Source organism: Methylobacterium sp. J-068, assembly GCF_022829445.1.
In the GTDB taxonomy this organism is placed as follows: Bacteria; Pseudomonadota; Alphaproteobacteria; order Rhizobiales; family Beijerinckiaceae; genus Methylobacterium.
The window spans coordinates 302,914-317,227 of sequence record NZ_JAKSXY010000122.1 but is presented as its reverse complement, the minus strand read 5'-3'; the positions used below and the strand labels follow the sequence as shown (position 1 = coordinate 317,227).

15 protein-coding genes and 1 riboswitch are annotated in these 14,314 nt (G+C 71.9%); of the genes, 8 read left to right on the top strand and 7 right to left on the bottom strand.

Features of this window, described 5'->3' with window-relative positions; translation table 11 throughout:
- Positions 1 to 7: 7 nt before the first annotated feature.
- The 4 genes from cobW to MKK54_RS21755 are packed head-to-tail and all read right to left on the bottom strand — an operon-like array spanning position 8 to position 2,395.
- Positions 8 to 1,042: a cobalamin biosynthesis protein CobW gene (gene cobW, locus MKK54_RS21770; protein ID WP_244014148.1), complete on the bottom strand. Its 1,035-nt coding sequence runs from the start codon at positions 1,040 to 1,042 to the stop codon at positions 8 to 10.
- The gene (locus MKK54_RS21765) at positions 1,039 to 1,443 is read right to left on the bottom strand and encodes a DUF1636 family protein (protein WP_244014145.1); all 405 of its coding nucleotides are present in this window, start codon (positions 1,441 to 1,443) and stop codon (positions 1,039 to 1,041) included. Before MKK54_RS21765 ends, cobW begins: the two co-directional genes overlap by 4 nt.
- Positions 1,436 to 2,191 carry a CbtA family protein gene (locus MKK54_RS21760; protein ID WP_244014143.1) on the bottom strand — a complete coding sequence of 252 codons (756 nt, stop codon included), beginning with the start codon at positions 2,189 to 2,191 and terminating at the stop codon, positions 1,436 to 1,438. The genes MKK54_RS21765 and MKK54_RS21760 overlap by 8 nt, the downstream gene beginning before the upstream one ends.
- A 27-nt stretch (positions 2,192 to 2,218) precedes the next feature.
- A complete protein-coding gene (locus MKK54_RS21755) occupies positions 2,219 to 2,395 on the bottom strand; it encodes a CbtB-domain containing protein (RefSeq protein WP_055947494.1) in 177 nt (58 codons plus the stop codon).
- Positions 2,396 to 2,463: 68 nt separating this feature from the next.
- A riboswitch (cobalamin riboswitch) is annotated at positions 2,464 to 2,657 on the bottom strand.
- 85 nt (positions 2,658 to 2,742) lie between these two features.
- Between MKK54_RS21755 and cobU the strand changes: the two genes are divergently transcribed.
- The 5 genes from cobU (at position 2,743) to MKK54_RS21730 (ending at position 7,438) form a co-directional block, all read left to right on the top strand.
- On the top strand, positions 2,743 to 3,276 hold the full coding sequence (gene cobU, locus MKK54_RS21750; RefSeq protein WP_244014140.1) for a bifunctional adenosylcobinamide kinase/adenosylcobinamide-phosphate guanylyltransferase: 534 nt from the start codon (positions 2,743 to 2,745) through the stop codon (positions 3,274 to 3,276).
- Positions 3,273 to 3,872 (top strand): cob(I)yrinic acid a,c-diamide adenosyltransferase, encoded by a 600-nt coding sequence (cobO, locus tag MKK54_RS21745; RefSeq protein WP_244014138.1) that lies wholly within the window; start codon positions 3,273 to 3,275, stop codon positions 3,870 to 3,872. Before cobU ends, cobO begins: the two co-directional genes overlap by 4 nt.
- Complete coding sequence (locus MKK54_RS21740) at positions 3,872 to 4,579, top strand: hypothetical protein (protein ID WP_244014136.1); 708 nt, start codon at positions 3,872 to 3,874, stop codon at positions 4,577 to 4,579. Before cobO ends, MKK54_RS21740 begins: the two co-directional genes overlap by 1 nt.
- 14 nt (positions 4,580 to 4,593) lie before the next feature.
- Positions 4,594 to 6,033: a cobyric acid synthase gene (locus MKK54_RS21735; protein ID WP_244014646.1), complete on the top strand. Its 1,440-nt coding sequence runs from the start codon at positions 4,594 to 4,596 to the stop codon at positions 6,031 to 6,033.
- Positions 6,034 to 6,097: 64 nt separating this feature from the next.
- Positions 6,098 to 7,438 (top strand): MFS transporter, encoded by a 1,341-nt coding sequence (locus tag MKK54_RS21730; RefSeq protein ID WP_244014134.1) that lies wholly within the window; start codon positions 6,098 to 6,100, stop codon positions 7,436 to 7,438.
- Between the two features lie 56 nt (positions 7,439 to 7,494).
- Here the strand turns inward: MKK54_RS21730 and MKK54_RS21725 are convergent, their stop codons facing one another.
- Both MKK54_RS21725 and cbiB read right to left on the bottom strand, forming a co-directional pair.
- Complete coding sequence (locus tag MKK54_RS21725) at positions 7,495 to 8,562, bottom strand: DUF3616 domain-containing protein (protein WP_244014132.1); 1,068 nt, start codon at positions 8,560 to 8,562, stop codon at positions 7,495 to 7,497.
- A gap of 34 nt (positions 8,563 to 8,596) precedes the next feature.
- Positions 8,597 to 9,598, bottom strand: a complete 1,002-nt coding sequence (gene cbiB / locus MKK54_RS21720) for an adenosylcobinamide-phosphate synthase CbiB (RefSeq protein ID WP_244014130.1) — start codon at positions 9,596 to 9,598, stop codon at positions 8,597 to 8,599.
- A gap of 72 nt (positions 9,599 to 9,670) precedes the next feature.
- Here cbiB and cobD point away from each other — a divergent pair, with 72 nt between their 5' ends.
- On the top strand, positions 9,671 to 10,660 hold the full coding sequence (cobD, locus tag MKK54_RS21715) for a threonine-phosphate decarboxylase CobD (protein WP_244014128.1): 990 nt from the start codon (positions 9,671 to 9,673) through the stop codon (positions 10,658 to 10,660).
- Between the two features lie 39 nt (positions 10,661 to 10,699).
- Here cobD and MKK54_RS21710 read toward each other — a convergent pair whose 3' ends face one another.
- A complete protein-coding gene (locus MKK54_RS21710) occupies positions 10,700 to 11,887 on the bottom strand; it encodes an MFS transporter (RefSeq protein ID WP_244014126.1) in 1,188 nt (395 codons plus the stop codon).
- Between the two features lie 508 nt (positions 11,888 to 12,395).
- Here MKK54_RS21710 and MKK54_RS21705 point away from each other — a divergent pair.
- Positions 12,396 to 12,602 (top strand): hypothetical protein, encoded by a 207-nt coding sequence (locus MKK54_RS21705; protein ID WP_244014124.1) that lies wholly within the window; start codon positions 12,396 to 12,398, stop codon positions 12,600 to 12,602.
- Between the two features lie 164 nt (positions 12,603 to 12,766).
- Positions 12,767 to 14,173 (top strand): malonyl-CoA decarboxylase, encoded by a 1,407-nt coding sequence (locus MKK54_RS21700; protein ID WP_244014121.1) that lies wholly within the window; start codon positions 12,767 to 12,769, stop codon positions 14,171 to 14,173.
- The last annotated feature ends 141 nt before the right edge of the window (positions 14,174 to 14,314 follow it).

Sequence of the window (14,314 nt, the reverse complement as noted above, 5' to 3'; positions counted from 1 at the left end):
GTGGGACCTATCCCACCAGCGCTGCCGCGACGGCGCCCCGGTCGAAGCCCTTGAGGCCGATCACCACGAGGCGGCCGTCGCGCGCCTCGGAGGGCTTCCAGGGCCGGTCGTAGTGATGACTGACCCGGGCGCCGACGCCCTGGAGCACGAGGCGCATCGGCTTGCCGGTGACCTCGGCGAAGCCCTTGATGCGGAGCACGCCTGCCGTCTCGGCGGCGCGCGCCACGCGGATCGCGAGGTCCTCGGCGCTGGCGCTGGCACGCACGGGGAGCGCCACCGAATCGAAGTCGTCGTGGTCGTGGTCCTCGCCCTCGCCGTGGTGGGAGGGGCGTGCGTCGAGGTCGTCCTCGGCCGCCGCCTCGATCCCGAGGATCACGCGCGGGTCGAGGCGCCCGTGCTCGGCCTCCACCATCTTCACCGCACGCGGCAGGTGTCCGGCCACCTCGGCCCGGACCTTGGCGCGCCCGGCCTCGTCGAGGAGGTCGGCCTTGTTCATCACGACGAGGTCGGCGCAGAGGAGCTGGTCCTCGAACACCTCCTCCAACGGGTTGTCGTGGTCGACGCTGGCATCGTCCGCGCGCTGGGCGGCCAGCGCCTCCGGATCGTCGGCGAAGAAGCCGGCGGCCACGGCGGGGCCGTCGATGACCGCGACGACGCCGTCCACCGTCACCCGCGAGCGGATCGCCGGCCACTGGAAGGCCTGCACGAGGGGCTTGGGCAGGGCGAGCCCCGAGGTCTCGATCAGGATGTGCTCCGGCGGGTCGGCCCGGTCGAGGAGCTTGTTCAGGGCCGGCACGAAATCGTCGGCCACGGTACAGCAGATGCAGCCGTTGGCGAGTTCGACGATATCCTCGTCGCCGCAGCCCTCGATGCCGCAGGCGGCGAGGAACGACCCGTCGAAGCCGATGTCGCCGAACTCGTTGACGATGATCGCGAGGCGCCGGCCGTTCGCGTTCTCGACGAGGTGGCGCACCAGGGTGGTCTTGCCCGCCCCCAGGAAGCCGGTGACGATGGTGCAGGGGATCTTGGTGACGAGGGTCATTCGGCGGCGTCCGGACGGGGCGCCGCGAGCGGCGGGAAGGGGGGGATGCGGGCGACGACGCCCTTGCGGAATTCCTGCGGCCGCGCCTTCCAGGGCACGATGCCGTCCGGCGTCTCGCCATAGAGGCCGACGCCTTCGAGGATGACGCAGGCGGAGGCGGCCGGATCGAGATCGCCGTAGACGTAGGTCCAGCGGCCCCGCGAGGCCACCGCCACGGTGCAGGCCCGCTTGCAGACCGAGAGGCACTCGACACCCTCGACGCGGATGCCGGGATGCGCGCCCGCGCTCATCGCCTCCTGAAGGGCGGCGAGCAGCCGGGCGCCGGCCCGGGGCTCGGAGGCGTCGCCGTCCGCCCGGCAGGTGGTGCAGACGTAGACGGTGACGGACTCGGTGTCAGGCATGGACCGGCCGGTGCTTTTCGAACAAGTTCCAGGCCCAGCCATAGGCCAGCCCGATCACCGCCCAGAACACGAAGGCGATGCCGAGGGACCGGGCGGCGAACTGCGCCGCATAGGCCGCCGGCAGGTTCGAGGCGGCGTGGCTCGCCTCCGGCGCCCCGGCGAGATGCGGCGCGACGAGGAGCACGAGGCCGCCCGCGATGGTGATCGGTGCCCGCCGGATCGCGATGAGGTAGAGGCCCATCGCCGTCGAGACCGCCGTCATCACCCACCAGAACTGGCGGTCGGCGAGGGGGGCGGCATCCATGCCGGGCAGTTCCGGCGCCAGGCCGAGGGCCGGGGCCAGGGCCACCGCGAGAAAGCCCGCGACGGCGAAGCGCAGGCCGGTCTCGGGGGTCGGCTCGCGGTTGCAGGCGAGGAGCGCGGCGCCGAGGAGCAGGGTGTATCCGACGCCGCCCACCAGGGTGGCGAGCGCCGTGAAGGCCATGCGCGGCAGCCCGGGGCCGGGCTGCCATTCGGGCGCGGTCTCGCCGCCGCTGACGGACGGGTCCTTGGTGCCGTGATCGTGTCCGCCATGGACGCGCACGATCAGGGAGGCGGGCGACGAACGCGCGGGTTCCGCCGAGGCCTGCGTCTCGTAGCGCTCGGCCGCGATGATCAGCGGCGAGGTGAGCGCGAGTTGCAGGCCCGTCGCGACGACAGCCGCGAGGAAGCCGGCGACCAGGGCCGCCGACACGAGCCGGATGATCATGAGAGGGTCTGCCTTAAGCGGAGGCGCTCAGTGACAGGGGAAGTTCTGGCTGTGCCGGAAGTCGTGCGCCGCGTTGTGCAGGGCCATCGCCGGGGCGAAGCCCGCCATGAACACCAGGCCGAGGCCGAGGAAGGCGGCCACCAGCACGGCGCCGAGGCGCTCGTTGGTGCGGGTGCCGGTCAGGACGAGGGTGTTGGTCGACATCGGGTCATCTCCTGGCCGCCCCGCCGGCGGCCGTCACGGATCGAGCGGGTGGACGGCAGGTCCACGCCCGGAGGCAAGTTCTCGGAGGCAGGTCTCCTGGCTCGCGGGTCGCTGGTCCTGCCGCCTTCCCGGATCGCTCCAGTGGCCGATGGCAGGCCCGTCTCCGCTCACAGTTGCGGGGGCAGCCGCGGTTTTGGGGTCGCCCCCGCACCGCATTCCCTTTTCACCCCGTCGCCGGGGCACCGTCCGATCCGTGCTTCTACGCGGTTGCGGGTGCGCTGACAACGCGGCGGCGGGCGGTTTCCCGCCTTTGACCGCGAGGGCCGATCTCGGGCACAGGGGAGCCTATGCCGCAACCACCTCCCAGACTGACCCTCGTGCTCGGGGGCGCGCGATCCGGCAAGAGCCTTCATGCGGAGGCGCTGATCGAGACCTGCCCCGCGCCCTGGCTGTACCTCGCGACCGCGCAGGCCTGGGACGACGAGATGCGCGACCGCATCGCCCTCCACCGGGAGCGCCGCCCGGCCGGCTGGATCACCCGGGACGTGCCGATGGATCTGCCCGAGGCCGTCGCCGCCGCGACGGGACCGGTGCTGGTCGATTGCCTTACCCTCTGGCTTACCAACCTCATCCTGTCCGAGGCCGATGTCGAGGCCGCCACCGAAGCACTCCTGGCCGCCTGCGCCGGGGCGCCCGGCCCGGTGGTGCTGGTCGGCAACGAGGTCGGTCTCGGCATCGTGCCCGACAACGCGCTCGCCCGCCGTTTCCGCGATGTCGCCGGCCGCCTGCACCAGCGCCTCGCGCGGCGCGCCGACCATGTCGTCTTCATGGTGGCGGGCCTGCCCATGATCGTGAAACCCCAACCCGGAGCGACCTCATGACCGACGCCGAACGCCATCGGGAGAAGATGGAGAAGCGCAAGGCCTTCCAGGACGCCGAGGTGGCGGAGAAGACGATCGAGAAGGGGCTTCTCATCGTCAATACCGGCCCCGGGAAGGGCAAGACCACGGCGGCCCTCGGGCTGATGCTGCGGGCCCTCGGCCGTGGCTGGCGCGTGGGCGTGGTGCAGTTCATCAAGGGCGCCTGGGACACGGGCGAGAAGCACGCGCTCAAGGCCTTCGGGGACCGGGTCGACTGGCATACGCTGGGCGAGGGGTTCACCTGGGAGACCCAGGACAAGGCCCGCGACATCGCCGCCGCCGAGCACGCCTGGGCCAAGGCCCTCGATCTCATGGCCGATCCGACGATCCGCCTCGTGGTGCTGGACGAGCTCAACATCGCCCTGCGCTACGATTACCTGCCGATCGACGATGTGGTGGCGGCCTTCCGGGCGCGGCGTCCCGACCTCCACGTCGTCGTCACGGGCCGCAACGCCAAGCCGGCCCTGATCGAGGCCGCCGACCTCGTCACGGAGATGGCCTCCGTGAAGCACCACTTCGCCGCCGGGGTGAAGGCGCAGGAGGGCATCGAGTTCTGATGCGATCGCTCCCCGGCTCCGTCGCGCTTCTCGTTCTGATGGGCATCCCGTTCGCGCGCGCCGAGACCGCTCCGTCCTGGCCCGACACCTATCTCGGCCGCGTCGAGGTCCTCGCGGTGATGGAGGGGTTGAACGCCAGGCTGCTCGCCAGTCGCTCCGCCACGGCGACGCTGGAAGCGTGGTGCGCCGATCACGGCATGGCGGCGACGCCCCGCCTCGCCGCGCGCCTCCAGCGCGCGGTGGACAAGCCCGCCTCCGGGGAGACGCGCCAGCGCCTGAACGTCGGCCCCGATGCGGTTCTCGGGTATCGTCAGGTCAGGCTCGCCTGCGGCGACCACGTCCTGTCGGAAGCGGACAACTGGTACGTGCCCGAGCGGCTGACGCCCGAGATGAACCGCCTCCTCGAGACGACGGACACGCCGTTCGGCCGGGCGGTGCAGTCCCTCGGAACGACGCGTCAGACCATCGAGGCCCGGTTTCTCTGGCATCCCCTGCCGGCGGGATGGGACCAGGCCCCACCGGCGACCTCCGCCTGCGGCGATCTCGCGATCCCCGACGAGTTGTTCCGCCACCGGGCCGTCCTGTCCACGGCGGAGCGGGTGCCGTTCTCGGAGGTGGTCGAGACCTATGGCGCGGCGATCCTCGCCTTCCATCGCGCCGCGCGGCCCGCCGACCCCACCTGCGCGCCGTCGAGCCCCCGACCGTGACCGCCCGCGCCATCATGATCCAGGGCACCGGCTCGGATGTCGGCAAGTCGCTGATCGTCGCCGGCCTCTGCCGGGTCTTCGCGCGCCGGGGGCTCTCCGTGCGGCCGTTCAAGCCGCAGAACATGTCGAACAACGCCGCCGTCACCGCCGATGGCGGCGAGATCGGGCGGGCGCAGGCGCTGCAGGCGCGCGCCGCCGGGGTCGCGCTCTCCGTCCACATGAACCCGGTGCTGCTGAAGCCCCAGAGCGAGACCGGCAGTCAGGTCGTGGTCCAGGGGCGCATGGTCGGCACCGCGAAGGCGCGGGATTACCAGGCCTGGAAGCCGCGCCTCCTCGCCTCCGTGCTGGAGAGCTTTTCGCACCTGAAGGCCCAGGCCGACCTCGTGGTCGTGGAAGGGGCGGGCTCGGCCTCCGAGGTGAACCTGCGCCGGGGCGACATCGCCAATATGGGCTTTGCCCGCGCCACCGGCACCCCGGTGATCCTGCTCGGCGACATCGATCGGGGTGGGGTCATCGCCAGCCTCGTCGGGACGAAGGCGGTGATCGACCCGCAGGACGCGGCCATGATTCGGGGCTTCCTGGTCAACCGCTTCCGGGGCGACCCGACCCTGTTCGCCGACGGCATGGCCACGATCGCTGAGGCCACCGGCTGGCCGAGCTTCGGCCTGATCCCGCATTTCCCGGACGCGGCCCACCTGCCGGCGGAGGACGCCCTCGGTCTGGCCGGCTCGGGAGCCGGGGAGGCCCGCCGCAAGGTCGTCGCGGTGCCGGTGCTGCCGCGCATCGCCAATTTCGACGACCTCGACCCGCTCCGGGCCGAGCCCGACGTGGCGGTGGTGCTGGTCCGTCCGGGCGAGGCGATCCCGGTCGCCGACCTCGTGCTGCTGCCGGGTTCGAAGACCACCATCGACGATCTCGAATTCCTGCGGGCCCAGGGCTGGGACATCGACATCCGCGCCCATGTCCGTCGCGGCGGGCGGGTGCTCGGGCTCTGCGGCGGCTACCAGATGCTGGGCCGGCGCATCGACGACCCGCACGGCATCGAAGGCGCGGCGCGCTCCGTGCCGGGCCTCGGCCTCCTCGACGTCGAGACCGTGATGACGCCGGTCAAACACCTCGCGGCCGTGACCGGCACCAGCCTGCCCGACGCGGTGCCCTTCAGCGGCTACGAGATGCATGTGGGCGACACCACCGGACCCGACACGGCGCGCCCGGCGATCCGCTTGCGCGACGGCCGCCGCGACGGCGCGGTCTCGGCCGATGGCCTCGTCACCGGGACCTACGTGCACGGTCTGTTCGCGGACGACCGCCAGCGCGGGGCGTGGCTCGCCCGGCTCGGGGCCGCCCCGAGCGGCCTTGCCTACGAGGCCGGGATCGAGGCGGTGCTGGACCGCCTCGCCGATCATCTCGAAGCCCATGTGGCGTGCGACGCGATTCTCGCGCTGGCCTCGTAGCGCCTGGACGGATTAGGCTCGCCGGAACGAGCCCGCGTCGAACGGGCCGGCGAGGAAGCACCCGATGACGACGTCCCCTCCCCAGGCGGATGCGCGCCTTGCGCAGGCGACCATCCGGACCGTGTCGCTGCGGCTGATGCCGCTGCTCGGCCTGATGTACCTGATCGCCTATATCGACCGGCAGAACATCTCCTACGCCAAGCTCCAGATGGTGGGCGACCTCGGCCTGAGCGAGAGCGTCTACGGGCTCGGGGCCTCCCTGTTCTTCCTCGGCTACTTCCTGTTCGAGGTGCCCAGCAACGTGATCATGGAGCGGGTCGGGGCTCGGCGTTGGTTCGCCCGGATCATGCTCACCTGGGGGGTGATCACCATCCTGCTCGGCTTCACGCAGAGCACCACGATGTTCTACACCTTACGCTTCCTGCTGGGCGTCGCGGAGGCCGGGTTTTTCCCGGGCGTGCTGTTCGCGCTTACCCTCTGGTTTCCGCAATCGCACCGGGCGCGCATGATCGGCTGGTTCATGATCGCGAGTGCCTTGGCCAACGCGGTCGGGGCGGCCATCGGCGGCGCGCTCCTCGATCTCGACGGCCTGCTCGGCCTGAGGGGCTGGCAATGGGTGTTCGTGGCGACCGGCCTGCCCGCCCTGGCGCTGGCCGTCATCGTGCTCCGCATCCTGCCCGACGGGCCGGAACAGGCGCCCTGGCTCGGGCGGGAGGCGCGCGACTGGCTCGCGGGCACGCTCGCCGCCGAGCGCGAGACGGGGGGCCACGTCGAGCACGGCAATCCCTTCGCGGCGCTCCTCGACCGGCGCGTCTGGATGCTGGCCTCCGTCTACGTTGCGTTTCCGCTGGCGGCCTATGGCCTGAGCTACTGGCTTCCCACGGTGGTGCGCAGCTTCGAGGTCTCCAACACCGTCAACGGCTTCATCAACATCATCCCCTGGCTGATCACCGCGCTCGCCCTGTGGTGGGTGCCCCGGCGCGCGGCGCGCTCGGGCGATCAGGTTTGGCACGTGGTGGTGCCGGGTCTCGTCGCGGCCCTGGCCCTGGTGCTCAGCGTCGTGGTGCCGGGATCGGTGCCGAAATTCGCCTGCCTCTGCGTGGCGGCGGCCGGCGTCTTCTCGGCCCAACCGGTGTTCTGGTCCCTGCCGGCGACCTTCCTCAAGGGCGCGAGCGCGGCCGCCGGCATCGCGGCCATCAACTCGGTCGGTAATCTCGGCGGCTTCATCGCGCAGAACGCCGTGCCCTACATCCGCGACCAGACCGGCAGCAACCTCGCCCCGATGTATTTCCTGGCCGCCTGCCTCGGACTCGGGGCGAGCCTGATGTTCGTGGTGCTCTCGGCGCTGCGCCGCGACGCCGCGCGCCGGTCGAGCGCGGCGACCCCAAGCCTTCGGACGGTGTGATCCCGTCGCCGCCGGATCGAAGCGGAGACGGTCTCGCTCGGCCCGCGCGGACGTCCCTACGGGATCGCCACCGCGTATTCGCGCGGCCCGCCATTCGGCACGCTGTCGAACACCACCAGCACCCGGCCGGGGCCGAGGCGCACGATCCCCTCGGGCTTGGCCCGGGTCTCGTCCCCGCCGAGGGGCGCCAGGGTGCCGAGCGGCGTCACCCGGCCGGAGGGCAGTTCGGCGATGAACAGGCCGTAGGGTACGTCCAGCCCGTTGCGGGTCGGCCCGGACAGGACGAGGAGCCGCCCGTCGGGGAGGGCGGTGAGGTCGCGGATGCCGGCATCCGGGCCGAGGGCGAGGGGAATCGTCGCCGGCTTCTCGGTCAGGGGGGCGTCGCCGGGGGCGAACAGGGGGGCGACCGGCACCCTGACGAGGAAAGCCCTCCCGTCGAGCACGGGGGCCCGCAGTCCCGCGTAGAGGGTGTCGCCGATCACCGCGAGGCCCTCGACGTTGAGGCCGGCGGGCGGGGCGGCGTTGCCGCGCGGCTCCAGGTCCTTCAGAAAATAATCGCCCACCGTGTCGGCCATCCGCAGGGCGTCGCCGAGGCGGTAGGTGGTCTCGACCGTCGCCCCGGTGCCGGCGGCATCCGGGCTCAGGCGGGCGAGGAGGGCGGTGGAGAGCTTGAACTCGCGTCCGCGCCGGCTGCAGCCATGGGAGCCGGTGACGTAGAACTGCGATGCGGCATGGGCCACGGCCTCGCCGTCCAGTTCCCGGTAGGCGCCCTGGCCGAGGGTGCAGGCCCCCGTGGCCGGAGGGGTGCCGAGGGCGGCGGCCGGCGGTTTGCGCCCGGCGATGTCGATCACCGCGCCCGGCCTCAGGGTGGTCCCGTCGAGGGTGACGAACTGTGCCCCGGACGCCTCGTCATCGACCACCATGCAGGTGCGCGGCTCCGCCTCGGCCGGCGCGCAGGCGATGCCGCTGACATCCTCGGCGGGCTTGGCGGTCTTCCTGCCGATCTCGCCCGTGAGCCCCGCGCCGACACTGTAGGGCTCGCCCACGGGGTGAAGGATTTCGGCCCGGGCCGGGGCCGGCAGCGCCAGTGCCGATGCAGCGAGAAGAAGCGAGAGGCGGATCATGGCGTGTCTCCGGGAGCGGACGGGCTTCTCGCGCTCATAGCAGTGCGATTCGGAGCAAGGCGAGGAGCGCGACGGCGAGGCCGAACAGGAGCCCGCAGGCCGTGCGGTACAGCGCGAGCGCGCGCTCCACGTCGGCGGGGGTGGCCTCGGCGCGCCCGTCGCCCATCCAGCCGTCCTCGACGCGGGTCGCACCGTAGGTGCGTGGCCCAGCGAGCCGCAGGCCCAGCGCCCCCGCCATGGCGGCCTCCGGCCAGCCGGCATTGGGCGAACGATGATGGCGCGCGTCCCGCCGGACCGCGCGCCAGGCCGCCCCCGGCGAGGCTCCGGCATGGAGGGCGGCCGCCGCGACGATCAGCAGGGCGGTGAGGCGCGAGGCCGGCAGGTTGACGAGGTCGTCGAGGCGGGCCGCGGCCCAGCCATAGGCCTCGTGGCGCGGGGTGCGGTGGCCGATCATGCTGTCGGCGGTGTTGATGGCCTTGTAGAGCGCGCCGCCGGGCAGGCCGCCCGCCCCGATCCAGAAGGCCGGCGCCACGATCCCGTCCGAGAAGTTCTCCGAGAGGCTCTCGATGGCGGCCCGGCAGATGCCGGCCTCGTCGAGGCTCTCGGGATCGCGGCCGACGATCATCGACACGGCGACCCGGCCACCCGGAAGCCCGTCGCGGCGCAGGGCAGCGGCCACGCGGGCGACATGGGCGTGCAGGCTGCGCTGAGCCGGCAGGCTGGCCGAGAGCAGCGCGAGGATCAGGAATGCCGGGAGGGCGCCGGCGGCGGCCGCCAGGGCGGTCAGCGCCAGGGCGATGCCGCCGACGAGGCCCAGGAGAACCAGGAGGCCCGCCACCCCCGCGATCCGGCGGCGCGGGCCGGTGCCTCGGTTCAGGCGTCGGTCGAGCGACCCGATCAGCGCGCCGATCCAGGTGACAGGATGGCCGAGCGCCCTGTAGAGCCGGTCGGGATAGCCGGCCGCCGCCTCGACGGCGAGGGCGAGCACCAGGACGATGAGCGTATCGGGCGGATGGATGAGGGCGGTCCAGGACATGTCGTCTCGGGTGTGGCAGGCGGCCCGCCGGTGGAGAACCTGACGATCCGGGAACCGATGGTCCAGGAACCGATGGCCGAAGAACCGATCGCCCATGGCGGCGACCTCGATGCCGCCCGGCGCCTGTTCCCCGAGGCACCGGAGCCCTGGATCGATCTCTCCACGGGGATCAATCCGGTGCCCTATCCGTGTCCGGTCCTGGAGGCCAGTGCGTTCCGGCGCCTGCCCTCCGCCAACGACCTCGCGGACCTCCGGCGAACGGCCGCCGCCGCCTATCGTGCCCCGGACCCGGCCCGCGTCGTGGCGGCTCCGGGAACCCAGATCCTGATCGAGACGCTGCCGCGCCTGCGGGGCCCCTGCCGCGTCGCCGTGCTCGGGCCGACCTATGCCGAGCATGCCGCCGGCTGGAGCCGGGCGGGCCACGCGGTCGCGACCGTGACGGACCTCGACGGGGCGGCCGGGGCCGATGTCGTGGTCGTCGTCAATCCGAACAATCCGGACGGACGGACCTGGCCCCGCGAAACGCTGCTGGCGCTCGCCGGCGACCTCGCGCGGCGCGGCGGGCTCCTCGTGGTCGACGAGGCTTTCGCCGACCTGGAAGCCGTCGCGTCGCTGGGGGGAGCGGTGGCGCCCGGCCTCGTGGTCCTGCGCTCCTTCGGCAAGACCTACGGGCTCGCCGGCATCCGACTCGGCTTCGCCCTCTGCGACCCCGCGCTCGCCGCCGCCATCGCCGAAGCGCTCGGGCCCTGGGCGGTGTCGGGGCCCGCGCTCGCCATCGGTCGCGCCGCCCTGTCCGACGAGTCCTGGCGCCGGGACGCCGCCATCGCCCGGGCGGCGGATGCCGGGCGGCTCGACCGGATGATCGCGCGCGCCGGCGGCACCGTGATCGGCGGGACCTGCCTGTTCCGCACCGCCGACTTCTACGATGCGGCCGGCCTGTTCGCGCGCCTCGGCAGGGCCGGGATCTATGTCCGCCGCTTCGGCGAGGCACCGCGGCGCCTGCGCTTCGGATTGCCGGCGGACAGGACCGAATGGTGCCGCCTGTCGCGCGTTCTTAGGTGACACCCTCTCCGCCTGATCGAAGCGGAGATACGAGGGGCGTCAGGCGCCCCTCGGTTCCAGGACGCTGACGAGGAACCCCGCGCCCGCGAGCAGGATGCCGACGGCGCAGACGCCGGACCAGCCCGCCATGAGGAAGGCTTGCGAGCCCGCGAAGGCTCCGAGCGCTCCGAACACGAACATGATCGTGAACAGCACGGTGTTGAGCCGCCCCCGCGCGCTTGGCACCAGGGCGTAGACGCGGGTCTGGTTGGCGATGAGCGCGGCATTGAGGCCGATATCGATCAGCAGGACGCCGAGGGCGACCGCCACGAGGGATCGGGAACCGCCGGCCCACAGCACCGCGAAGGCCGCCACCACGAACAGGGCGCCGATCACCACCATCGGGCGGGGCCCACGCCGGTCGGTGAAGCGTCCCGAGAGCGGGGCCACGAAGGCGCCCGCGACGCCGATCACGCCGAACAGGCCCGCCCCGGCGGCCGTGAGGTTGAACGGTGGGGCCTCCACCAGCAGCGCGAGCGTCGCCCAGAAGGCGTTGAAGCTGGCGAACAGGAGACCCTGCGACAGGCTCGCGCGGCGCAAGGCCGGTTGCGAGCGGACGAGGTGGAGGATCGACAGCAGCAGCGCGCGGTAGCGCAACGGGCGGCCTCGGATGCCCGGCAGGGTCGTGGCGGCGATGCCCGCCATCAGCACCGCGACCGCGGCGGCGGCGAAGAAGACGGCGCGCCAACCATAATGCGCGCCGACGAGGCCGCTGACCGTGCGGGCCAGCAGGATGCCGCTGAGAAGGCCGGTCATGACCTGGCCGACCATGCGGCCTCGGCTGGCATCCGGCGCGAGTTCCGCCGCGAAGGGCACCGCCTGCTGCGCCGCCGAGGCCAGGATTCCGATGACGAGGCTGGCCAGGGCCAGCGACGTCAGGTTGGGGCTGAGTGCTGCCGCGAGGAGCGCGACCGCGAGGCCGAGGGTCTGTCCGATGATCAGGCTGCGCCGGGACAGGCTGTCCCCGAGGGGCACGAGGCCGAGGATGCCGAGCCCATACCCGACGAGGGAGGCCGTCGGCACCCAGAGCGCCGCCCGCGCGCCGAAATCCGTCACCAGCATCGCCAGGAGGGGCTGGTTGTAATAGATATTGGCGACCGCGCCGCCCGCGATCAGGGTGAGGCCGAGGCGGGCTCGTGGCGTGAAGCCGTGCGCCTCGGCGGTGGCTATCCCGTCCGCTCCGCTCATGCGGAGGCCGCCGTCAGCGGATGGCGCGTCGGCCGACGCGAAATCGGATCATCGTCAGCAATCATGGAATGGAGCTCGCACGTCGTCGGCGCCGATGCCGCGAGAAGAGGGGGGAGCCTGAACCGGCATCCGCCGACCGGTTAAGCCCATGCATCGGCTTCGGCAACCCGCCTACGTCTTACGGAGATCCTGTTCCGACACCCCATTCGTCGCTATCCTCTGGGCCGGGTGACGCATTCTCTTTCCCGGGTTGGACCTTTGTCTGGGGGATCTGCTTGCCGTGATCGGATCGGCCATGTCGTCGCGGGGTGCTCCGCGTCGGATTTCATGCGTCCCATATACCGGATGTTATCGGCGACTGATGGGGGCCACGCGTTTCGATCGCGGTGGCCTTGGAATTCTTCGCGTCTTGCGGTCTGATCGGGTTCGAGAGTCGATGAGTCTCGGATTTCGTGATGGCCGGATCGGCTTTTCTCGCGAGCCCCGCGCATCGACCAGGGAGTTTCGAATGGCGACGTATCGCGTCAACTTTGCCAAGCAGATCCTCGGCGTTCCGTTCACGGTGGGATCGGTGGACATCACCCGCGCGCGCGACCCGGTGCGCGCCCTGCGCGCGGCGGAACTGCGCTTCGCGCGTCAGCACGGCGTCGAGGATTGGCGCGAGCGGGCCGACCGGGCCGAGATCGCGGCGGCCTCCGGCGGCGGGCAGAACTGAGAGCGCCGTCGCGCCGGCCGGGACTTTAAGGCTCCGGTCACTGGCCCTCCGGCCGGACCCGCTCTAATGTAACGGCCAAGCCGGGCACCCAAGTCTGGCATCGAAGCCGCGCGGGGCTTTGGTTCGCCCATGCCGGGCGTCAGTGAAGGGTCAGGCGGCGTGACATGGCGGCGATCTCGTTCTTCGGCGATCTGCTCCAGACCATCAGCGACCGGGGCCGGGATCTCATCGGCATCGGACGCGGCGATCTTGGCGCCCGCGCCAGCGCCCAGGAACTGGTCAAGCTCTGCGAGGACCTGATCTCCCGGCGCGGCGAGGCATCCGGCGTCGCCCTGGCCCGGCTGATCCTCGAACGCTACGAGACCCTCGCCAAGCCCGAGCGCGTCGGCTTCCTGCGCCTCGTCGCCACCGAGTTCACGGCCGATCACGCGGCCGTCGACGAGGCGATCGCGGCCTATCGGGCCGACCCGACCCGGGCCGCCCTCGGCGCGCTCCACGATGCGGCCGAGCCGCGGAGCCAGGAACTCATCCGGCGCCTGAACCTCGCCCGCGACGGTACCCGGGCCCTGGTGCGGATGCGCGAGGATCTGTTCGCCCTGCGCCGCGATCTGCGCCGCGAGGAGGCCGATCCGGACCTGATCGACGCGGCCGACAGCCTCGACAGCGATTTCGAGCACCTGTTCGCCTCCTGGTTCAACCGTGGCTTCCTGGTGCTGCGCCACATCGACTGGACGACGCCGGCCCACATCCTGGAAAAGATCATCCGGTACGAGGCGGTCCACGAGATCACCGGATGGGACGACCTGCGCCGGCGCATCGAGCCCACCGACCGGCGCTGCTTCGCCTTCTTCCATCCCGCCCTGGTGGACGAGCCGCTGATCTTCGTGGAGGTCGCGCTGACCGCCGGCATCGCCCCCGCGATCGCGCCGATCCTCGCCCATGAGCGCGAGACGCTGCCCCTGAAGGCGGCCACCACCGCGATCTTCTACTCGATCTCGAACTGCCAGAAGGGCCTGGCCGGCGTCACCTTCGGCAACTTCCTGATCAAGCAGGTGGTGGAGGATCTCGCCCGCGAGATCCCGAGCCTGAAGACCTTCGTCACCCTCTCGCCGGTGCCGGGCTTCTCGACCTGGCTCGACCGCGAGCGCCGGTCCGACGCGCCGCAGGGGCTGACCCGCGAGGACGTCGAGGCCCTGCGCCTCATCGACGAGCCGGATTGGCACAGCGACAAGACGAAGTGCGAGGCGGTGCGCAAGGCGATGATCCCCGCCGCGGCCGCCTACTTCCTGCGCGCCAAGAACGAGCGCGGCCGGCCCCTCGATCCGGTCGCGCGCTTCCACCTCGGAAACGGCGCCCGGCTCGAGCGCATGAACTTCCTCGGCGACATCTCGGGCAAGGGCCTCGCCCAGTCGCGCGGGCTGATGGTCAACTACCTCTACGATCTCTCGGCCATCGAGAAGAACCACGAGACCTACGCGAATCTCGGGACCGTCGCCGCCTCCAGCGCGGTGAGCCGCGAACTTCGCACCAACCTGCCGCCGCTGCGGGCGGTCGCCCTGGCCGAGGCCTGATCCCGTCTCCGCTCGATCGAAGCGGAGACGGTCTCGCTCAGCCCGCGCGGCGCCCGAGCGAAGCCCGGATCCGCCCTCCTGAAGGGATCGATCGGATTTGGTATGACAGCCCCTCGGCATAAGGCCGCCCGACGTCGACGT